The organism is Pseudomonas sp. 300, assembly GCF_055803035.1.
This window is the reverse complement of sequence record NZ_JAVLRV010000001.1, coordinates 1,166,886-1,187,930: the sequence shown is the minus strand read 5'-3', so window position 1 is coordinate 1,187,930 and position 21,045 is coordinate 1,166,886. Positions and strand designations below refer to the sequence as shown.

Below are 21,045 nucleotides of genomic sequence, written 5' to 3'. Positions count from 1 at the left end.
GAAGAGACAGGCCGGCCAGTAGGCCGCCTCGCGGTGCTGTTGCGGTAGTCGCCCCCTCGAGAGGCCGAGTGGAGGTTCTGCGTAGTGGGCACCGCGGCAGGGATGCCGCGGTAGCCGCCCCCGGCCATGGATGGCCGATGGCGGCGGGCCCACGGAGCAGGACCAGAACGAGGGCATGCCGAGCCTTAGCGAGGCACCGAACGAAAGGGGCAAGAGCCCTTGGTTACTTGGGGCTCTTCCAAGTGACTCGCCGTAAGGGCGAAACCGCCAGCAGCCGTTACTGCAGCAACGGATATGCCCCCAATCGATCTATCCGATTACAACGGCTTCCCACGATTCCCATGCTGACTGACAAACGCCTGAACAGCCTTCAAGTCATTCGGCAACACGGTGCACCGCTCATCCCGCTCAAACAGATCAGCCAGGTGAACAGGCAACTCCAGCGCCTTGCCCACACCCGCCTTCTCCACCGCATCCGGGAATTTGACCGGGTGAGCAGTGCCAAGGATCACCATCGGAATATCCAGACTGCGACGGCATTCACGCGCAGCCTTCACGCCGATCGCCGTGTGCGGATCCAGCAACTCGCCCGTCTGCTCGTAAACCTCGGCGATGGTTTCGCAGGTTTGCGCATCATCCACAGCCAGGGAATCGAACAGCTTGCGCGCTTCGGTCCAACGCTCTTGTTCAACGCTGAAACCACCGCCCTGTTTGAACGAATCCATCAACCCGGCAATCGCCGCGCCATTACGACCGTGCAGGTCAAACAGCAGACGCTCGAAGTTCGACGACACCATGATGTCCATCGACGGCGACAACGTGGCGTGCAGGGTTTCCTTGACGTACTGGTTGCCACTCATGAAGCGGTGCAGGATGTCATTGCGGTTAGTGGCGACGATCAACTGATTGATTGGCAGACCCATGTTGCGCGCCAGGTAACCGGCGAAGATGTCGCCGAAGTTGCCGGTCGGCACCGAGAACGACACCGAACGCGCCGGGCCGCCCAGCTGCAAGGCAGCATGGAAGTAGTAAACGATCTGGGCCATGATCCGCGCCCAGTTGATTGAGTTCACCGCCACCAGGCGCGTGCCCTTGAGGAAGCTCTGGTCGGCGAAGCTCGCCTTGACCATTTCCTGGCAGTCATCGAAGTTGCCTTCGATGGCGATGTTGTGGATGTTCTCGCCGAAGATGGTGGTCATCTGGCGACGCTGCACTTCGGACACACGGTTGTGCGGGTGCAGGATGAAGATGTCGACGTTTTCGCAGTGCTTGCAGCCTTCGATGGCGGCCGAACCGGTGTCACCGGACGTAGCGCCAACGATCACCACGCGCTCACCGCGTTTTTCCAGCACGTAGTCGAGCAAACGACCGAGCAGTTGCAGGGCGAAGTCCTTGAACGCCAGGGTCGGGCCGTGAAACAGCTCCAGCACCCATTCGTTGCCGTTCAACTGACGCAGCGGTGCGACGGCGTTGTGCGAGAACACGCCGTAAGTCTCTTCGAGAATCTTTTTGAAATCGGCATCGGGAATGCTGCCGGTGACAAACGGGCGCATCACCCGGAAAGCCAGCTCGTGATACGGCAGGCCGGCCCAGGAAGCGATTTCTTCCTGGGTGAAACGAGGCAGGTTTTCCGGGACGTACAGACCGCCGTCAGTGGCCAGACCGGCCAGCAGGACGTCTTCGAAATTCAGGGCCGGTGCCTGGCCGCGGGTACTGATATAACGCATGACTGACTCCAATGGACAGTGTTCGCAAGCCGGACCCGCTCGCGGGCCCGGTGAACGATAACGGCTTAGTTCAGGTGCTCGACGCGGATCCGTACGACCGGACCGACCACGCCTGTCAGGGCTTCGAGGGCGGCGATCGCGTCGTTCATGTGCTGTTCCAGCACACGGTGCGTCAGCAGGATCATCGGCACCAGACCGTCATGCTCTTCGACTTCTTTCTGCATGATCGATTCGATGTTGATGCCGCGTTCCGACAGGATGCTCGCGACCTGAGCCAGCACGCCCGGATGGTCCTTGGCCTGAATGCGCAGGTAGTAGGCGCTTTCACAGGCTTCGATCGGCAGGATCGGATGCGCCGACAGCGAATCCGGCTGGAAGGCCAGGTGCGGCACACGGTTTTCCGGATCGGAAGTCATGGCGCGAACCACGTCCACCAGGTCGGCGATCACCGACGAAGCGGTCGGCTCCATGCCGGCACCGGCGCCGTAGAACAAGGTCGAACCGGCAGCGTCACCGTTGACCATCACAGCGTTCATCACGCCGTTGACGTTGGCGATCAGACGATCAGCCGGGATCAGCGTCGGGTGCACGCGCAACTCGATGCCAGCGGCAGTGCTGCGCGCCACGCCCAAGTGCTTGATGCGATAGCCCAGCGCTTCGGCGTAGTTCACGTCAGCCGTGGTCAGCTTGGTGATGCCTTCGGTGTAAGCCTTGTCGAATTGCAGCGGAATGCCGAACGCGATGGAGGCCAGGATCGTCAGCTTGTGGGCCGCGTCGATGCCTTCAACGTCGAAGGTCGGATCGGCTTCGGCGTAACCCAGGGCCTGCGCCTCGGCGAGCACGTCTTCGAAGGTGCGCCCCTTCTCGCGCATCTCGGTGAGGATGAAGTTGCCGGTGCCGTTGATGATGCCGGCGACCCAGTTGATACGGTTGGCGGACAGGCCTTCACGGATCGCCTTGATCACCGGAATGCCACCGGCCACGGCCGCTTCGAACGCCACGATCACGCCTTTCTCGCGAGCCTTGGCGAAAATTTCATTACCGTGAACGGCAATCAGTGCCTTGTTCGCGGTGACCACATGCTTGCCATTCTCGATGGCCTTGAGTACCAGCTCGCGGGCAACGGTGTAGCCGCCCATCAGCTCTATAACGATGTCGATCTCAGGGTTCGTGGCCACTTCGAAGACATCGTTGGTAATCGCAATACCGGTCGTTTGGAACTGAGGCTTTGGCGTGCGCATGGCAATTTGTGCCACTTCGATTCCACGCCCGGCACGACGAGCAATTTCCTCGGCGTTGCGCTGAAGTACGTTGAAGGTACCGCCACCGACGGTCCCTAACCCACAGATGCCTACTTTGACCGGTTTCACTGTGAACTCCCCATAAAACGGCCGACTCAAGGCCGGCCGTGAAAACAGCCGCATGCTCGCGGCTCTCTATTAATGGCCCGGCACATGTTGCCGCCGGACCATGATCGTCAAAGGCTGGCCGTGACGATGCGAATTTACTTCGCGCCCAGCGCCAGTTTGGCGACTTGTGGCGCAGGCTGGTAGCCCGGAATGACCTGACCGTCGGCCAAAACGATGGCCGGTGTACCGTTCACGCCAATCGACTGGCCGAGGGCGAACTGTTTGGAAACCGGGTTATCGCACTTGGCGGCCTTGATTTCCTTGCCATCGACCATTTTGTCCATGGCGGCTTTCTTGTCCTTGGAGCACCAGACCGCTTGCAACTGTTCGTCACCCGGCGAGCCCAGGCCCTGGCGCGGGAACGCGACGTAACGCACTTCGATGCCGCGCTTGTTCAGCTCAGGCACTTCGGCGTGCAGTTTGTGGCAGTACGGGCAGGTGGTGTCGGTGAACACGGTGATGTGCGATTTGGTTTCGCCGATAGCCGGGTAGACCACGGTTTCCGCGACCGGAATAGCGTTGACCAGCTTGGAAACGCCCAGGCGTTCGGTTTTCTCGGTCAGGTTGACCGGCTTGCCGTCCTTGAGCTGAAACATGTAGCCCTGAACGACGTACTGGCCATCGGCGCTGGCATAGAGCACGCGGCTGCCCTGCAGTTTGACTTCATACAAGCCCGGCAGCGGACTGGCGGAAATGCTTTCTACCGGCACTTCGAGCTGGAGGGTTTCCAGGCTTTTACGGATGGCTTTGTCGGCCGCGTCATCGGCGACGGCAAAGGTGCTGACCAACGCAATGGCTGCGGCGGCGAAAATCTGGGTCAGACGCATGAGAACTCCTGAAGGCGGACAAATGGGACGATCAGAACGCCCGTGCCGAAACACCGGGTCACAACCGCCCATCGTGCAAACCGGCAAAGCCTACCACATAAGGCCGGTGGGGCCGAATGCGGGTGACGCAGGACATTCTGACCTGCGCAGATCAAGTGTGGGAGCGAGCCTGCTCGCGATTGCGGTGTGTCAGTGGACACATCTTTAACTGATACACCGCAATCGCGAGCAGGCTCGCTCCCATAGGGATTGTGATCAACCGCGCGGGTGATGTTTGGCGTGCAGGTCTTGCAAGCGCGCCCGGGCGACGTGGGTGTAGATCTGAGTGGTCGACAGATCGCTGTGGCCGAGCAGCATCTGCACCACCCGCAAATCGGCGCCGTGGTTGAGCAGGTGCGTGGCGAAGGCGTGACGCAAGGTGTGCGGCGACAGCGACTTGCCGATCCCGGCGACCTTGGCCTGATGCTTGATGCGGTGCCAGAACGTCTGGCGCGTCATCTGCTCGCCGCGCTGACTGGGGAACATGACATCGCTGGGACGTCCGCCGAGCAGCTCTTGGCGGCCATCGCGCATATAACGCTCGACCCAGACAATCGCCTCCTCGCCCATTGGCACCAGCCGCTCCTTGCTGCCCTTGCCCATCACCCGCAGCACGCCCTGACGCAGGTTGACCTGCTCCAGCGTCAGGCTGATCAATTCCGTCACCCGCAGGCCGCAGGCGTAAAGCACTTCGAGCATGGCGCGGTCACGCTGGCCGATCGCATCACTCAGATCCGGCGCCTTCAGCAGCGCTTCCACATCGGCTTCCGACAAGGATTTTGGCAGCGGCCTACCGAGTTGAGGCATATCGACGCGTAACGTCGGATCGACCGCGATCAACTTTTCCCGCAACAGATAGCGATAAAAGCCACGCACACCCGAAAGAAATCGCGCAGTGGAACGGGGCTTGTAGTTCTGCTCCAGGCGCCAGGCCAGGTGATCGAGGATCAACTCGCGGCCGGCATTGATCAACTCCAGGCCCTTCTCCTGCAGCCAGCCGTTGAACAGGGCCAGGTCGCTGCGATAGGCATCGCGGGTGTTATCGGAAAGACCTTTCTCCAGCCATAGCGCGTCGAGAAACTGGTCTATCAAAGGATGATCGATGGCGGGCATAAAGGCTCAGGCAAGACCGGCAGTACGGCCATGGAAGATAAATCGCAGGCAACACAAAAAGCAGCCCGTAGGCTGCTTTTTTCTGCATCGGAAGCTGGACTTAAGCCAGTTTTTCCTTGATGCGAGCTGCTTTACCAGACAGGTCACGCAGGTAGTACAGCTTGGCTTTACGTACGTCACCGCGACGTTTAACGGCCATGCTGTCGATTTGCGGGCTGTAGGTCTGGAAAGTACGCTCTACGCCAACACCGTTGGAGATTTTACGAACGGTGAAAGCACTGTTTACGCCGCGGTTACGCTTGGCGATAACAACACCTTCGAACGCTTGCAGACGCGAACGGTCGCCTTCCTTCACTTTCACCTGAACGACAATGGTGTCGCCCGGGGCAAAGGTAGGGATCTCTTTGGTCATCTGCTCTGCTTCGAGTGCAAGGATGATTTTGTTAGTCATGCTGTGCTCCTAAGGTAAATCAACGGACTTACCATCGATACGTTGTTAACTATCGTCCCGCTCGCGGATGTATTCCTCGAGCAGCTTCTTCTCTTCTCCAGAAAGCGAGCGGCTTTCCAGAAGATCGGCGCGTCGTTCAAAGGTCCTACCAAGGGACTGCTGTAAACGCCAACGCCGGATGTGCGCGTGATTGCCACTTAGCAATACGTCGGGAACACGCTGATCCGCATACACCTCCGGTCGGGTGTAGTGCGGGCAATCCAGCAAACCATCCGTAAAGGAATCTTCCTCGGCGGAGTCCGCATGCCCTAAAGCTCCAGGCAGCAGTCGTGTAACCGCATCGATCAGGACCATCGCCGGCAGCTCGCCGCCAGACAGTACATAGTCGCCAATCGACCACTCTTCATCGACATGAGCATCAATAAAACGCTCGTCAATGCCTTCATAGCGGCCGGCAATCAGGATCAATGCATCCAGATTCGCCAACTCGCGTACCGCCGACTGAGTCAGTTGACGGCCTTGGGGGGACAGGTAAATCACCTTCGCCGCCTCCCCGGCTGCTGCCTTGGCCTGAACCAGAGCATCTTCCAGGGGCTTGATCTTCATCACCATGCCCGGACCACCGCCAAATGGGCGATCATCCACAGTGTGATGTCGATCCGTCGTGTAGTCTCGCGGGTTCCAACAGGTGAGCTGCAACAGCCCCTGTTTCACCGCCCGACTGGTGATGCCGTACTCGCTGATGGCGGAGAACATCTCGGGAAACAAACTGATCACTTCTACGCGCAAATTAGCCACGCTTAGAAGTCCGCATCCCATTCCACCTTCATCTCGCCTGCTGCGAGGTCGACTGCCAACACACATTGCTCCGTATAGGGCAACAGGCGTTCGCGATCATCCAGGCTGCCAACGCAAGGCTTGACCACCATTACATCATTGGCGCCGGTTTCCAGAAGATGATCGATTTTCCCGAGCAATTGCCCCAGTTGATCAATGACCTTCAGACCTTCCAGCTGGTACCAGTAGTACTCGCCGTCGGTCAATTCAGGGAACAGGTTGCGCGGCACGCAGATCTCATAACCGGCCAGAAGACGAGCTTCTTCACGATCATCAAGACCCTTGAGCTTTGCGACCAGGAACTTGTCGTTCCCGCGTCCGCTGACCAGCTCGACCTGTTTGACATTGCCTTCGCGCTTGAGCGTCCAGGTTTTGTACTGCAACAGGTTTTCAGTCGGATCAGTAAAGGAATAAACCTTCACTTCGCCGCGAACGCCATGGACAGAATAAATCTTGCCGATAACGATCAAATCATCAGCAACAGCTGGCGTCGCGTTCATATTGCTCAGGCCGCAGCCTTAGAAGCATCCTTCAACAACTGAGCAACACGCTCAGAAGGCTGTGCACCAACGCTCAGCCAGTAGGCTACGCGCTCTTGGTTCACGGACAGACGGACTTCTTGACCACGAGCAACAGGGTTGAAGAAACCAACCTGTTCCTTGTGCGAACCGTCGCGCGGGTTGCGGCTGTCGGTTACGGTCAAGTGGTAAAACGGGCGCTTTTTGGAGCCGCCAAGGGCAAGACGGATTGTTAGCATGTGAACATCGTTCCTGTAGTCGGTGCTGCAAATCTAAAGGCACAGCGGGCATAGGTGCCCGAAAGGCCGCATATTCTAAGGAATATCCGGACTTTTGCAAATGTCTTTTTCCGGCGGCCTATCGGACGCCATGCAGATTTGCTATAGAGCCGTCGTTGAAAACGGCCAGTCAGCTCCCGCCAAGTGCGGGTTTGCTGTTGATCCCACATCACTGTGGGTCTGCGCCGACATGACTGACGGCGCGGATTCTTTACATTTTCGGCATGCCACCGCCGGGCAACATACCGCCCATGCCGCGCATCAGTTTTGGCCATTCCGCCTTTTGCGGAGAATTTCTTCATCATCTTCTGCATCTGCTTGTGCTGCTTGATCAAGCGACCGATGTCCTGCACTTGCGTGCCGGAACCCATGGCGATCCGGCGTTTGCGCGAACCGCTGATCAGCTCAGGGTCGCGGCGCTCGGCCGGGGTCATGGAATTGATGATGGCTTCCATCTGCTTGAATTGTTTCTCTGCCGCGCCCTGGGCGTTACCCATTTGCGCCAGGTTCACGCCGCCGATGTTCGGCAGTTTATCCATGAGGCCGCCGAGGCCGCCCATGTTCTTCATCTGTTGCAGCTGATCACGGAAGTCTTCGAGGTCGAAGCCCTTGCCCTTCTTCAACTTTTTAGCAAGCTTGTCGGCTTTGTCCTTGTCGAGGGTCGCTTCGGCCTGTTCGATCAGGCTGAGAACGTCGCCCATGCCGAGGATGCGTGACGCGATACGCTCAGGGTGGAACGGCTCGAGCGCTTCGCTCTTCTCGCCCATACCGATGAACTTGATCGGCTTGCCGGTGATGGCACGCACCGACAACGCGGCACCGCCACGGGCATCGCCGTCGACCTTGGTCAGGATCACACCGGTCAGCGGCAGTGCATCGCCAAAGGCCTTGGCCGTGTTGGCGGCGTCCTGGCCGGTCATGGCGTCGACCACGAACAGGGTTTCGACCGGGTTGATCGCAGCGTGCAGCGCCTTGATCTCGCCCATCATCTCTTCGTCGATGTGCAGACGACCGGCGGTATCGACGATGACCACGTCGATGAATTTCAGTTTTGCTTCTTTAATAGCCGCTTGCGCGATCTCGACCGGCTTCTGGCTCAGGTCGGACGGGAAGAAGGTCACGCCGACTTCACCCGCGAGCATTTCCAGCTGCTTGATCGCCGCCGGACGGTAAACGTCCGCGGACACGACCATCACCGACTTCTTCTTGCGCTCTTTAAGGAAGCGCGCAAGTTTGCCGGCGGTGGTGGTTTTACCCGCGCCCTGCAAACCGGCCATCAATACGACGGCGGGCGGAACGGCGCTCAGGTTCAGGTCTTCGTTGGCTGCGCCCATCAGGCTTTCGAGTTCGGCCTGGACGATCTTCACGAAGGCCTGGCCCGGCGTCAGGCTGCGCGACACCTCGGTGCCAACGGCGCGTTCCTTGACCGAATTGACGAAGTCTTTCACCACCGGCAAGGCGACGTCGGCTTCGAGCAACGCCATGCGCACTTCGCGCAGGGTGTCTTTGATGTTGTCCTCGGTCAGCTTGGCCTTGCCGGTGACATGGCGCAGCGTCTGCGAGAGACGGTCGGTTAAGTTTTCAAACATTGCGCGATCCTTTCAGGCCCTGTGTAGACCGGGATAATGGCGGCCCAGACCGGAATCAACATGTGCTCGGCGAGCCTGCGGCGTGGGCAGGTCGCGGATTATAGCGAAGACTGCGACTGGCGGACACCTCGCACTTTCGTGGTGTGTGGGTTCTATGCCAAACTCAGCGCCTTTCGGGCTTGCCTAACAGGATTTATGCTCCCCTTATCACCCAGTTTGCTTACCACTCTCGCCGCCGCCTGCTTATACGCCGCTGCGACCATTTATCAGGGCACTCGCCTGGCCATCGGCGCCAAGGCGAACAAACGCCTGCTGGTCACGCTCGGCGTGCTCGCCGTGCTGGCTCACAGCGCCAGCCTGTTCACCCATCTGCTGACGCCGATCGGCCTGGGCCTGGACTTTTTCAGCGCTGCCAGCCTGATCGCCGCAGCGGTCATTGCCTTGACCCTGCTGGCCTGCTCGCGGATCCCGGTGGAAAACCTGCTGATATTGCTGTTCCCGCTGGGCGCTGCGACCGTGCTGCTGGCACAGTTCGCCCCGGCCGGGACGGTACAGATCATCGACGAAGAGCCGGGCATCCTTGCGCACATCCTGTTGTCGATCCTGGCTTACGGCATGTTCACCATCGCGGTGTTCCAGGCCTTGCTGCTGCTGGTTCAGGACCATCAACTCAAACACAAGCATCCGTCCGGGCTGATCAAGAATTTCCCGCCGCTGCAGACCATGGAAAGCCTGCTGTTCGGTTTCCTCTGGGCCGGCTGGACCTTGCTGTCGCTGTCGCTGATCTCTGGCTGGTTGTTCGTCGACAATCTGTTCGCCCAGCATCTGGTGCATAAAACCTTGCTGGCGTGCCTGGCCTGGATCGTCTTCAGCGTGCTGCTCTGGGGCCGCAACCGCCTCGGCTGGCGCGGACACAAGGCCATTCGCTGGACCCTCGCCGGTTTCTGCCTGTTGATGCTCGCGTATTTCGGCAGCAAGCTGGTCCGTGAATACATCCTGCACATCTGACGGGCGGTATTAATGGACGACTTGCCCATAGGGCCGATGCTCGCCGTAGTAGCCCTGCTGATTTTATGGTCGGGGCTGTTCACCGCCATCGAAGCCGCACAGCAACACTTGCTGGCCCAGCGCACCGCCTCGCGCTCAAGCGACAAACCGGTGGCGAAGCTGAGTTTTGCGCTCAACAGCCTGATTTTCTGCAACACCCTGTGTCGCGCGCTGGTGGTGGTCATCTGCACCTTGCTGGCGATTTTCACGTGGGCCGAGAACGGTCCATGGGTCGCTTGCCTGGGGGCCGGCGCGATGCTGCTGGTGTTTGCCGACTACCTGCCGCGCACCCTTGCCGTTCGCTACCCCGACGCGGTCCTGGCGCTGGGCAACACCCTGCTCGGTGCGCCGCTGAAAATCATCTACCCCGCCGCCTGGCTGCTCAATGGCATCAGCCAGTTACTGATGCGACCGTTCGCCCGCAAAGCCAAAGTGGTGCAGCAGAGCGAGGACGAGACGCCGAAAGATCGCCACGACGACCCGCAAAGCCCGATCTGTCGCCCGCACGCGCTGGCCGGCATCCATGCACTGGACAACATCACGGTCAACGACATTCTGGTGCCGCGCAGTGACGTTGACGGGATCAACCTCGACGACTCGATAGAAGAGATCCTCGAACAGCTGCGGGCCAATCGGCGCACGCGCCTGCCGGTTTTCCACAGCGACATCAATCAGGTCGAGGCGGTGCTCAACACCCGGCAGATCCGCCACCTGCTGCCCGATGGCCAACTCACTCGCGAAGCACTGCTGGCCGCGTGCCACGACCCGTATTTCGTACCTGAAAGCACGCCGCTGCAGCTGCAACTGCTGAACTTCCACAAACAGCAGCGGCGCCTGGGCATGGTGGTAGACGAGTACGGCGAGGTGCTCGGCATCGTCACGCTGGAAGACATCCTCGAAGAAATCGTCGGTGAATTCGAAAGCCAGCACAGCCTGGACAACCCGCACATTCATCCGCAGGCCGATGGACGCCTGGTGATCGATGGTGCGGCATCGATTCGCGACCTGAACAAAAGCCTCGGCTGGCACTTACCCAGTGATGGACCGAAAACCCTTAACGGGCTGGTGACCGAGGCGCTGGAGACGATTCCGGACAGCGCGGTGTGCCTGAAGATCGGGCGTTACCGACTGGAGATTCTGGAGACCGAAGACAACCGCGTCACTCGGGTTTTGATCTGGCATACCAGCTCAGTTCCAGTGGTTATCTGACCCCTGACATCCCTCGCTCTGAAAGCCATCACCCGCCTCTGGCCCTTGTTTGATCGTTAGCCACCTTCCTATAATCGATCCAGCTTACCCAAGCCCCGCCCCACCCCCGTGCTACCCGCACCCCGCATCAAACCCACATCCCTGGGTGTTCGACCATAATAATTCGCTCCACTGGGGCACATGACTGTCAGGGATTACCGCATGACGACCAGCACGACTTATACCGAAACCACGCCTGCACAACCGACGAACTCCGCTACCCGCGTGGCGACCGCGAGTTTCATCGGCACCGCCATCGAGTTCTACGACTTCTACGTGTATGCCACTGCCGCGGCACTGGTGATCGGGCCGGTGTTCTTTCCGCAGACCTCCGGCACGGCCCAGATGCTCTCGGCGTTTCTCACGTTCGGCATCGCGTTCCTCGCCAGGCCACTGGGCTCGGCACTGTTCGGCCACTTCGGTGACCGCATCGGGCGCAAATCGACCCTGGTCGCCTCCTTGCTGCTGATGGGCGTGTGCACCACGCTGATCGGCGTGCTGCCGGGTTATGACAGCATCGGAGCCTGGGCACCGATCCTGCTCTGCGTGCTGCGCTTCGGCCAGGGTTTGGGATTGGGCGGTGAATGGGGCGGCGCAGCATTGCTGGCGACGGAGAACGCGCCCAAGGGCAAACGCGCCTGGTTCGGCATGTTCCCGCAGCTCGGCCCTTCGATCGGCTTTCTCGCCGCCAACGGGTTATTCCTGACACTAGCGATGACGCTGAACGACGAACAGTTCCGCTCGTGGGGCTGGCGGATTCCGTTCCTGCTCAGCGCCGCGCTGGTGATGGTCGGCCTGTACGTGCGCCTGAAGCTGCACGAAACCCCGGTATTCGCCAATGCCATGGCCCGTCAGGAGCGAGTGAAGATCCCGCTGGTCGAGCTGTTCAGCCAGTATTGGGCGCCCATGTTGCTGGGCGCCGGTTCGATGGTGGTGTGCTACGCGCTGTTCTACATTTCGACGGTGTTTTCACTGAGTTATGGCGTGTCGACGCTGGGTTACACCCGTGAAACCTTCCTCGCACTGCTGTGCTTCGCCGTGCTGTTCATGGCCGCTGCGACGCCGTTGTCGGCCTGGGCCAGTGACCGTTACGGGCGCAAACCGGTGCTGATCATCGGGGGCGTTCTGGCAATTCTCTCCGGGTTCTTGATGGAACCGCTACTGACCCAAGGCTCGACCTGGGGTGTGGCGCTGTTCCTGTGCATCGAGCTGTTTCTGATGGGCGTAACGTTTGCCCCGATGGGTGCGCTACTGCCGGAGCTGTTTCCGACACACGTGCGCTATACCGGCGCGTCAGCGGCCTACAACCTGGGCGGCATTGTCGGAGCCTCGGCGGCGCCGTTCTTTGCGCAGAAGCTCGTGGCGATGGGGGGTTTGAGTTATGTCGGCGGGTATGTGTCGGGGGCGGCGGTGCTGAGTTTGATTGCGGTGTTGTGCCTGAAAGAGACGCGTAATAACGATTTGAATCGGATTGCCTGAATCAGAAGCATCGCCAGCAGGCTGGCTCCCACAGGGTTATTGGCTGGTCACAGATTTGTGTACACCAATTTTCCATGTGGGAGCTAGCCTGCTAGCGATTGCCGCACCTCGGTTTAAAGCTCTACAACAACAGCCTGAGAAGCACGGGTCGCTTTAGCGCGAGCAGCCTCGATCGACTCATCCCGCGCCAGCGCCACACCCATCCGGCGCTGACCATTCACTTCTGGCTTGCCGAACAGACGCAATGCCGTGTCCGGTTCGCTCAATGCAGCGCCGAGATTGGCGAAAGCCGTCTGGGTCGACTGCCCTTCCACCAGAATCACCGCCGAAGCCGAAGGCCCAAACTGACGGATCAATGGAATCGGCAGCCCCAGAATGGCCCGCGCGTGCAGGGCGAACTGTGACAGGTCCTGCGAAATCAGGGTCACCAGGCCGGTGTCGTGCGGACGCGGCGAGACTTCGCTGAACCACACCTGATCGCCTTTGATGAACAATTCAACGCCAAACAGACCACGGCCACCCAAGGCTTCGGTGACCGCTTTGGCCACGCGCTCGGACTCAGCCAGGGCAATCGGGCTCATGGCTTGTGGCTGCCAGGATTCCTGGTAGTCGCCCTTCTCCTGACGGTGACCGACCGGCGCGCAGAACGTGGTGCCGCCGACGTGTCGCACGGTCAGCAGGGTGATTTCGTAGTCGAAGTCGATGAAGCCCTCGACGATTACCCGACCTTTACCGGCACGGCCGCCTTCTTGCGCGTAATCCCACGCGGCTTTCACGTCATCGATGCTGCGCAGCAGGCTCTGGCCCTTGCCCGACGAGCTCATGACAGGCTTGACCACACACGGGAAACCCAGGTCCTGAACGGCTTTGCTGTAATCCTCAAAGGTGTCGGCAAAGTGGTACGGCGAGGTCGGCAGGTCCAGCTCTTCAGCGGCCAGGCGACGGATGCCTTCACGGTTCATGGTCAGTTGCGCGGCGCGCGCGGTCGGGATCACGGTGAAGCCTTCGGCTTCCAGTTCGACCAGGGTCGCGGTGGCGATGGCTTCGATTTCCGGCACGATGAAGTGCGGTTTTTCGGCTTCGATCACCGCACGCAGGGCGGCGCCGTCGAGCATGTTGATCACGTGGCTGCGATGCGCGACTTGCATGGCCGGCGCGTTGGCGTAACGGTCGACGGCAATCACTTCAACGCCCAGGCGTTGCAGCTCGATCACCACTTCCTTGCCCAACTCACCACAGCCACACATCAATACGCGGGTCGCGGTTGGCGACAATGGAGTTCCGATACGGGTCATCTCAGGTCCTCAAAGGAGCGGATCATCGAGGGTCGCTGTGCCTGGCACGCTTCCCATGGGGAGAAAGCGCGGCATTTTACATGAACCTGAAGGTTTGGCTTCAGCCGGTGACGGCCTGTTTGCGCAAGCGCCACGCCATGATCAGCCACACGACGGTCACGCCAGCGAACTTCGAGCCCATGGCGGTGAGAATCACGGCCGGCGTGAAGGCGTCGATCATGCCGAAGAAGATGAAGGTATCGAGCGGAATGCTCAGGGCCGAACTTATCCACAGGCGGTCGTGCAGCGGGCGCTTGGTGATGCTGAACACCAGCCAGTCGATGCACTCGGAGACCGCGAACGCCGTGGCGCTGGCCAGCGCGATGGACGGATCGGACGTGACATAGGACAGCACCAGCGCCGCCAGCATCGCCACGATTGCCCCGTGGCCGAAGCGGACTTGCACCATATCGCGCAGGACGAAGACCAAACCGCCCCAGGCGGACCAGATGATGTCCAGGTGCGGGGCGGTGGAAAAGGCGTAGTTGATCAGCACGACGCTGCTGATGTAGGCGATCAGGAAGAGCATGGAGATTGGCGAGACCTGGTAATGAGTGGGTAATACGTGGAGGAGCGAGCTTGCTCGCGATAGTCGTGAACGATTATGCGATAAGCCGGATGCCGAGGCGCCCTCTGGTTTTTCGCGAGTTCGCTCCTACAGGGGGCGCACCTCAGTGATCGGATTTGGCGCCGATCATCCAGATCAACCCGCTCGATTTGGCCCGCTCATGGCACAAACCCAATACCTTGCGGCGCTCTTCGTTGTCCATCCGGCTCCAGCCCGTGATCTCCTGCACCGTGCGCTGACACCCGGTGCAAATATCATCATCATCCAGCGCACAGATGTTCACGCAAGGCGATAGCACCGGACGTTCGGGCGTGCTCATTGTTCCTGCTCTGCCAGATCGCGAGCATATCGTTGCGAGTTATGCACATAGTGCGCAGCGCTGGCCTCGAGCATTTTCTTCTGCACCTCGGTGAGCTCGCGCACTACTTTGCCCGGCGAGCCCATGACCAGCGAACCGTCCGGAATCTCCTTGCCTTCGCCGATCAGCGAGTTGGCGCCGATGATGCAGTTCTTGCCGATTTTCGCGCCGTTGAGAATCACCGCGTTAATGCCGATCAGGCTGTAATCGCCGACGGTGCAGCCATGCAGCATGGCGTTGTGGCCGATGGTTACGCCGGTGCCGATGGTCAGCGGGTAGCCCATGTCGGTGTGCATCACGGTGCCGTCCTGGACGTTGCTGTTCTTGCCGATCAGGATCAACTCGTTGTCGCCACGCAACACGGCGTTGAACCAGACGTTGGCGCCCTCTTCCAGTTTGACCTTGCCCACCAGCACGGCGTTGGGGGCGACCCAGCTCTGTGGATGGGTCTCGACGCGGGCGTCGCCCAGGCGGTATTTCATCGTGTTGTCCTCAGGCTCAGGCAGCCGCGGCTTAACGCCATACAAACGATGGCTTCAGGTGTTGATAAAACTCTTGGGCGGCTGGTGCAGGCTAATTTTGGCGTCATAGAGCAGGTTGATCAACTCGACGATCATGATCGCCGTCAGGCCCCAGATCTTGTATTCGCCGTAACGATAACTCGGCACATACCAGCTGCGTCCCTGGTAATCGATGCGATGGGTATGTTCACGCGGGTCCTTGCGAAAGAACTCCAGGGGAACGCTGAACACCGCAGCGATCTCGGCGTCGTTGGCCAGGTACTCGACAAAATCCGGAATCACGCCGACATAAGGCGTGACCTTGATGCCATGCAGGGAAATCAGCGGGCTCAACGGCCCGATCACTTCGACCAGTCCCGGCGGCAAGCCGATTTCTTCTTCGGCCTCACGTAGCGCGGTGAAAATCAGGTCCGGGTCTTCCGGGTCGCGGCGTCCGCCGGGGAAGGCCACTTCGCCGCCATGGGTCGAGAGCCCGCTGGCCCGCAGGGTCAGAACCAGTTCCGGTTCATCACTGCGAGTGATGGGCACCAGAACCGCGGCCTCCGGGAAACGCTTGTCGGTTTCCAGTGTGCGTGGGGTGTGGTTGCTTACTCGATGCAGTAGCTCGTCCAGCATGAGTCTTCTCGATTTATTCGCTACCTCGCATCATGCACCAATCACACCGACCGCCCAAGCCCCGAACTGTTGTGTGTCGCTAAACGACAACTTGCCGACAGACACCGCCGCACGCCAAGATAGGCGCAGCATTCAGGAACCCAAGCATGAAATTTTGCAGTCAGTGCGGCAACCCGGTCACCCAGCGCATTCCCGAAGGCGATTCGCGTCTGCGTTTTGTCTGCGACAGCTGTCAGGCGATTCACTACCAGAACCCCAATATCGTCGCTGGCTGCGTGGCAACCTGGGGCTCGAAAGTGTTGCTGTGCCGACGCGCCATCGAGCCACGGCTCGGTTACTGGACCCTGCCCGCCGGTTTCATGGAAAACGGTGAAACCATCGAGCAGGCGGCCATTCGCGAGACCGCCGAAGAAGCCTGCGCGCGGGTGCGCAACCTGAGCATCTATACATTGATCGATGTGCCGCACATCAGTCAGGTGCATGTGTTCTTCCGTGCCGAACTGGTTGACCTGAATTTTTCCGCCGGTCCCGAGAGCCTGGAAGTGGCACTTTTCGACGAAGCCGACATCCCGTGGTCCGACCTGGCTTTCCGCACGGTGGGCCGTACCTTAGAATGCTTCTTCGCTGACCGACGGACCGAGGTCTACCCCGTGCGATCCGAGTCGATCCCACCGCTTGCTCAGCCTGCCATCACCTAAAAAACATCTATAAATAAAATAGCCGCGACACCTCTCAGGGATATCGTTTCAATGCGCTGGTTGCTTGCCGTGTTTTGCTTGTCGTTCGTCGCTCTGTCACAGGCTTCCGTTGCGGAAACCCTGAACGGCAAAGTCATCGAAAAAGTTCTGGTGCTCAAATCCGCCCATCAATTGCAATTGATCAACGACGGCAAGCCGATCAAGACCTATCGCATCTCCCTGGGCAAACGCCCCAAGGGGCCGAAGCTGATGGAAGGCGACAAGCGTACGCCGGAAGGTTTCTATTGGCTGGACTGGCGCAAGGTCAGCGATAAATTCAACCTGGCGATGCACATCTCCTACCCGAACATCAGCGACTCCGCACGCGCCCGGCGCGAAGGCGTCGAGCCCGGCGGCATGATCATGATCCACGGTACGCCGGACACCGAAGAAAACCCCGAAGACCTGTTCCACACTCTGGACTGGACCGACGGCTGCATCGCCATGCGCAACATGGACATGCGCGAAGTGTGGGGTTTGGTGCCGGACGGCACGATGATCGAAATCCGCCCTTAAACCGCCGATATTTCTCAAAAAGCCCGCTGACCATTACCGGTCCAGCGGGTTTTTTCATTTACGTGCCCTCTGCGGCTCCAGAGGAGCCAGCACTTAGCGATGCGCAGCTGTCCAGAACCTGAACACACATCACGAAATCCCTCCTGCCATTGAAACCACCCCCCACCTGCCCCATCTAAGACCCATACCCCATTGCGCAGGTGCCCCATGAGCGACCAGCAAGAATTCCCCGAAGACCCCAGCGAATACGCCGACCCCGAGAACGCCGAGCATCACTCCACCGGAAAAGGCCTCGCCCTGCCTGGCCAGAACCTGCCGGACAAGGTTTACATCATCCCGATCCACAACCGCCCGTTCTTCCCGGCCCAAGTGTTGCCGGTGATCGTCAATGAAGAACCGTGGGCTGAAACACTGGATCTGGTCAGCAAGTCCGATCATCACTCCCTGGCCCTGTTCTACATGGACACGCCCCAGGAAGACCCGCGCCATTTCGATACCTCGGCCCTGCCGCTCTACGGCACGCTGGTCAAGGTGCATCACGCCAGCCGCGAAAACGGCAAGCTGCAGTTCGTCGCCCAGGGCCTGACTCGCGTGCGCATCCGCACCTGGCTCAAGCATCATCGCCCGCCGTACCTGGTGGAAGTCGAATACCCGCACCAGCCGACCGAGCCGACCGATGAGGTCAAGGCCTACGGCATGGCGCTGATCAACGCGATCAAGGAGCTGCTGCCGCTCAACCCGCTGTACAGCGAAGAGCTGAAAAACTACCTCAACCGCTTCAGCCCCAACGACCCGTCGCCGCTGACCGACTTCGCCGCCGCCCTGACCTCGGCCACGGGCAGCGAGTTGCAGGAAGTGCTCGACTGCGTGCCGATGCTCAAGCGCATGGAAAAAGTCCTGCCGATGCTGCGCAAGGAAGTCGAAGTTGCGCGCCTGCAGAAAGAAATTTCCGCCGAAGTTAACCGCAAGATTGGCGAACATCAGCGCGAGTTCTTCCTCAAGGAACAACTGAAGGTCATCCAGCAAGAGCTGGGCCTGACCAAGGACGACCGCAGCGCCGACATCGAGCAGTTCGAGCAACGCCTGGAAGGCAAGGTCTTGTCGGCACAGGCGCAGAAACGCATCGAGGAGGAAATGAACAAACTGTCGATCCTCGAAACCGGTTCACCGGAGTACGCGGTCACCCGCAACTACCTCGACTGGGCGACCTCGGTGCCGTGGGGCGTGTATGGCGAGGACAAACTCGACCTCAAACACGCGCGCAAGGTGTTGGACAAGCACCACGCAGGCCTCGACGACATCAAGGACCGCATCCTCGAATTCCTCGCGGTGGGCGCCTATAAAGGTGAAATCAGTGGTTCCATCGTGCTGCTGGTCGGTCCGCCGGGCGTGGGTAAAACCAGCGTCGGCAAATCCATCGCCGAATCCCTCGGCCGACCGTTCTACCGTTTCAGCCTCGGCGGCATGCGCGACGAAGCCGAAATCAAGGGCCACCGTCGCACCTACATCGGCGCGCAACCGGGCAAACTCGTGCAGGCGTTGAAAGACGTCGAAGTGATGAACCCGGTGATCATGCTCGACGAGATCGACAAGATGGGCCAAAGCTACCAGGGCGACCCGGCCTCGGCGCTGCTGGAAACCCTCGACCCGGAACAGAACGTCGAATTCCTCGACCACTACCTGGACCTGCGCCTGGATTTGTCGAAAGTGCTGTTTGTGTGCACCGCCAACACCCTCGATTCAATCCCCGGCCCGTTGCTGGACCGGATGGAAGTGATTCGCCTGTCGGGTTACATCACCGAAGAAAAAATTGCGATCGCCAAGCGCCACTTGTGGCCCAAGCAGCTTGAGAAAGCGGGCGTATCGAAAGGCAGCCTGAGCATCAGCGACAGTGCATTGAAGGCGTTGATCGACGGTTACGCCCGTGAAGCCGGGGTGCGCCAGTTGGAAAAACAACTGGGCAAACTGGTGCGCAAAGCCGTGGTGAAGTTGATCGACGAGCCGAAAGCGGTGATCAAAATTGCGCCTAAGGACCTTGAAGCTTCATTGGGGCACCCAGTGTTCCGCAACGAACAAGTACTGTCCGGCACCGGCGTGATCACCGGCCTGGCCTGGACCAGCATGGGCGGCGCGACGTTGCCGATCGAAGCGACGCGGATTCACACGCTGAACCGGGGCTTCAAACTCACCGGGCAATTGGGCGATGTGATGAAAGAGTCGGCGGAAATTGCCTACAGCTACGTCAGCTCGAATCTGAAGTCGTTTGGCGGGGATCCGAAGTTCTTCGACGAAGCCTTTGTGCACCTGCACGTCCCGGAAGGCGCCACTCCGAAAGACGGCCCGAGCGCCGGCGTGACCATGGCCAGTGCCTTGCTCTCGCTTGCACGCAATCAGCCGCCGAAGAAAGGCGTAGCCATGACCGGCGAGCTGACCCTTACCGGGCATGTCCTGCCGATTGGCGGGGTGCGCGAGAAGGTGATTGCGGCGCGGCGGCAGAAGATTTTTGAATTGATCTTGCCCGAGCCCAACCGTGGAAGCTTTGATGAGCTGCCGGATTACCTGAAGGAAGGGATTACCGTGCATTTCGCCAAGCGTTTTGCGGATGTGGCGAAGATTTTGTTCTGACGGTCACTTAGCGCCGTTCTACCGCTATCGCTAGCAGCTAGCTCCCACAAGGTTCGGTGGTGTTCACAAATTTTGTGTTCACTGCAAACCCCTGTGGCAGCTAGCCTGCTAGCGATGGCGTCATTACTGACGCCCCCCCATTTCTGAACCTGTCACACTTTGTCTCATCTCGGTTATGCTCGCCGTTCGTCGTGAATGCCGGAGCCGCTGACCTCATGTCCCCCACCCGCCTGTTTGTCCCCCTCGCCCTCGCCTTGCTGGCCGCCTGCGCCACGCAACCGAAACACAACGTGACCGTGGAAAAACAAAGCGAATGCCCGGTGAAACTCACCAGTGGGCAAAACCTGATCCTGACCCTGCCGAGCAACCCGACCACAGGTTACCGCTGGGCGATCCAGGATTCGGCCGGTGGCGTATTGCGCTCTCTGGGGCCGGAGGTTTATCGCAACCCGGAAGATGCCGGTGTCGTGGGTGCGGCCGGCGTATCGACCTGGCGCTTTCAGGCGTTCGCCGCCGGTTCCGGACGCTTGCGCCTGACCTCGCAACAGCCGTGGGCACCGGAAGTGTTGCCGGTCGAAACTTTCGATTGCGCGATCTCGGTTAACTGATCGTGGGCTGGCTGATTCTGGCGCTGATGGGCGCGGTGACCTTTCTTTACGGCCTGAGCGTGCACGCCGCGCTGCTCTGCCTGCTGGTCAAACCGTTGCCCGTGTTGGCCCTGCTCGGCTGGCTGCACGACGCGCCGCCCAGCGAATATCGACGCTGGATCAGCCTTGGATTGATTTTCTCCCTGCTGGGCGATGTGTTGCTCGCGTGGCCGGGGGATTTGTTCGTGTTCGGCCTCGGGGCGTTTTTGGTCGCGCACCTCGCCTACTTGAAAGCGTATGTGAGCGATTGCCGGCGATTGGCGGTGCTGCCATTGATCCTCGCGCTGGGCGTTGGTGCGTTGCTGCTGGGGATTTTGATTGCCAATGGTTTAGGTCCGCTGCTGATCCCGGTGATCGTCTACGGCCTGGCCATCAGCGCGATGCTTTGGCGCGCACTGGCTCGCTTGGGTACCGATGTGCCGAAACGCTCGGCGCTGCTGGCGGCGGGCGGCGCGTTGGCGTTTGTGTTCTCGGACAGCGTGATTGGCATCAACCGGTTTGTTGCACCGTTTCATGCCGCGCCTTACGTGATCATCCTCAGTTACTGGCTGGGGCAATGGGG

Annotated in this window: 21 protein-coding genes and 1 pseudogene; 8 read left to right on the top strand and 14 right to left on the bottom strand. The window is 59.9% G+C overall.

Annotated elements, in window-relative coordinates; genetic code table 11:
• Positions 1–317 precede the first annotated feature (317 nt).
• The 9 genes and pseudogenes from thrC to ffh form a co-directional block, all read right to left on the bottom strand.
• Positions 318–1,727 carry a threonine synthase gene (thrC, locus tag Q7W83_RS05440; RefSeq protein WP_008025609.1) on the bottom strand — a complete coding sequence of 470 codons (1,410 nt, stop codon included), beginning with the start codon at positions 1,725–1,727 and terminating at the stop codon, positions 318–320.
• 65 nt (positions 1,728–1,792) lie between these two features.
• Complete coding sequence (locus Q7W83_RS05435; RefSeq protein WP_027924910.1) at positions 1,793–3,097, bottom strand: homoserine dehydrogenase; 1,305 nt, start codon at positions 3,095–3,097, stop codon at positions 1,793–1,795.
• Between the two features lie 134 nt (positions 3,098–3,231).
• Positions 3,232–3,963 (bottom strand): bifunctional protein-disulfide isomerase/oxidoreductase DsbC, encoded by a 732-nt coding sequence (gene dsbC, locus Q7W83_RS05430; protein WP_017340265.1) that lies wholly within the window; start codon positions 3,961–3,963, stop codon positions 3,232–3,234.
• Positions 3,964–4,218: 255 nt separating this feature from the next.
• Positions 4,219–5,115 carry a site-specific tyrosine recombinase XerD gene (xerD, locus tag Q7W83_RS05425; RefSeq protein ID WP_150638934.1) on the bottom strand — a complete coding sequence of 299 codons (897 nt, stop codon included), beginning with the start codon at positions 5,113–5,115 and terminating at the stop codon, positions 4,219–4,221.
• Between the two features lie 100 nt (positions 5,116–5,215).
• A complete protein-coding gene (gene rplS / locus Q7W83_RS05420) occupies positions 5,216–5,566 on the bottom strand; it encodes a 50S ribosomal protein L19 (protein WP_003175895.1) in 351 nt (116 codons plus the stop codon).
• Positions 5,567–5,611: 45 nt separating this feature from the next.
• Positions 5,612–6,385 carry a tRNA (guanosine(37)-N1)-methyltransferase TrmD gene (gene trmD / locus Q7W83_RS05415; RefSeq protein ID WP_173860472.1) on the bottom strand — a complete coding sequence of 258 codons (774 nt, stop codon included), beginning with the start codon at positions 6,383–6,385 and terminating at the stop codon, positions 5,612–5,614.
• Entirely contained in the window at positions 6,367–6,903 is a 537-nt protein-coding gene (gene rimM / locus Q7W83_RS05410; protein ID WP_150633796.1) for a ribosome maturation factor RimM, read from the bottom strand. Before rimM ends, trmD begins: the two co-directional genes overlap by 19 nt.
• A 5-nt stretch (positions 6,904–6,908) precedes the next feature.
• Positions 6,909–7,160: a 30S ribosomal protein S16 gene (rpsP, locus tag Q7W83_RS05405; RefSeq protein WP_010463010.1), complete on the bottom strand. Its 252-nt coding sequence runs from the start codon at positions 7,158–7,160 to the stop codon at positions 6,909–6,911.
• Positions 7,161–7,410: 250 nt separating this feature from the next.
• Positions 7,411–8,788 (bottom strand): annotated as a pseudogene (ffh, locus tag Q7W83_RS05400) (signal recognition particle protein).
• Between the two features lie 195 nt (positions 8,789–8,983).
• Here ffh and Q7W83_RS05395 point away from each other — a divergent pair.
• The 3 genes from Q7W83_RS05395 to Q7W83_RS05385 all read left to right on the top strand — a co-directional run bounded on the left by Q7W83_RS05395 (position 8,984) and on the right by Q7W83_RS05385 (position 12,562).
• Positions 8,984–9,796, top strand: a complete 813-nt coding sequence (locus Q7W83_RS05395; RefSeq protein ID WP_150633798.1) for a cytochrome C assembly family protein — start codon at positions 8,984–8,986, stop codon at positions 9,794–9,796.
• Between the two features lie 12 nt (positions 9,797–9,808).
• Positions 9,809–11,044: a transporter associated domain-containing protein gene (locus tag Q7W83_RS05390; RefSeq protein WP_150638935.1), complete on the top strand. Its 1,236-nt coding sequence runs from the start codon at positions 9,809–9,811 to the stop codon at positions 11,042–11,044.
• Positions 11,045–11,245: 201 nt separating this feature from the next.
• On the top strand, positions 11,246–12,562 hold the full coding sequence (locus tag Q7W83_RS05385) for an MFS transporter (protein WP_150633800.1): 1,317 nt from the start codon (positions 11,246–11,248) through the stop codon (positions 12,560–12,562).
• A gap of 113 nt (positions 12,563–12,675) precedes the next feature.
• On the opposite strand, the gene purT is transcribed toward Q7W83_RS05385, so the two are convergent.
• From purT to Q7W83_RS05360, 5 genes are all read right to left on the bottom strand, one after another.
• Positions 12,676–13,857, bottom strand: coding sequence for a formate-dependent phosphoribosylglycinamide formyltransferase (purT, locus tag Q7W83_RS05380; RefSeq protein ID WP_150633801.1), 1,182 nt, complete (start codon positions 13,855–13,857; stop codon positions 12,676–12,678).
• 100 nt (positions 13,858–13,957) lie between these two features.
• Positions 13,958–14,425 (bottom strand): 7-cyano-7-deazaguanine/7-aminomethyl-7-deazaguanine transporter, encoded by a 468-nt coding sequence (locus tag Q7W83_RS05375; protein ID WP_150633802.1) that lies wholly within the window; start codon positions 14,423–14,425, stop codon positions 13,958–13,960.
• Positions 14,426–14,567: 142 nt separating this feature from the next.
• Positions 14,568–14,783 carry a DUF1289 domain-containing protein gene (locus Q7W83_RS05370; RefSeq protein WP_150633803.1) on the bottom strand — a complete coding sequence of 72 codons (216 nt, stop codon included), beginning with the start codon at positions 14,781–14,783 and terminating at the stop codon, positions 14,568–14,570.
• Complete coding sequence (locus tag Q7W83_RS05365; RefSeq protein WP_150633804.1) at positions 14,780–15,304, bottom strand: gamma carbonic anhydrase family protein; 525 nt, start codon at positions 15,302–15,304, stop codon at positions 14,780–14,782. Before Q7W83_RS05365 ends, Q7W83_RS05370 begins: the two co-directional genes overlap by 4 nt.
• Positions 15,305–15,358: 54 nt before the next feature.
• Complete coding sequence (locus Q7W83_RS05360) at positions 15,359–15,958, bottom strand: CoA pyrophosphatase (protein ID WP_008042385.1); 600 nt, start codon at positions 15,956–15,958, stop codon at positions 15,359–15,361.
• Between the two features lie 146 nt (positions 15,959–16,104).
• Here Q7W83_RS05360 and Q7W83_RS05355 point away from each other — a divergent pair, with 146 nt between their 5' ends.
• The 5 genes from Q7W83_RS05355 to Q7W83_RS05335 all read left to right on the top strand — a co-directional run.
• Complete coding sequence (locus Q7W83_RS05355; protein WP_150633805.1) at positions 16,105–16,656, top strand: NUDIX hydrolase; 552 nt, start codon at positions 16,105–16,107, stop codon at positions 16,654–16,656.
• A 51-nt stretch (positions 16,657–16,707) separates the two neighbouring features.
• Complete coding sequence (locus Q7W83_RS05350; protein WP_150633806.1) at positions 16,708–17,211, top strand: L,D-transpeptidase family protein; 504 nt, start codon at positions 16,708–16,710, stop codon at positions 17,209–17,211.
• A gap of 207 nt (positions 17,212–17,418) precedes the next feature.
• The gene (gene lon, locus Q7W83_RS05345; RefSeq protein WP_150633807.1) at positions 17,419–19,836 is read left to right on the top strand and encodes an endopeptidase La; all 2,418 of its coding nucleotides are present in this window, start codon (positions 17,419–17,421) and stop codon (positions 19,834–19,836) included.
• A gap of 215 nt (positions 19,837–20,051) precedes the next feature.
• On the top strand, positions 20,052–20,444 hold the full coding sequence (locus tag Q7W83_RS05340) for a protease inhibitor I42 family protein (protein WP_150633808.1): 393 nt from the start codon (positions 20,052–20,054) through the stop codon (positions 20,442–20,444).
• A 2-nt stretch (positions 20,445–20,446) separates the two neighbouring features.
• On the top strand, positions 20,447–21,045 hold a 599-nt coding region (locus Q7W83_RS05335), incomplete at its 3' end, for a lysoplasmalogenase (RefSeq protein ID WP_473655762.1).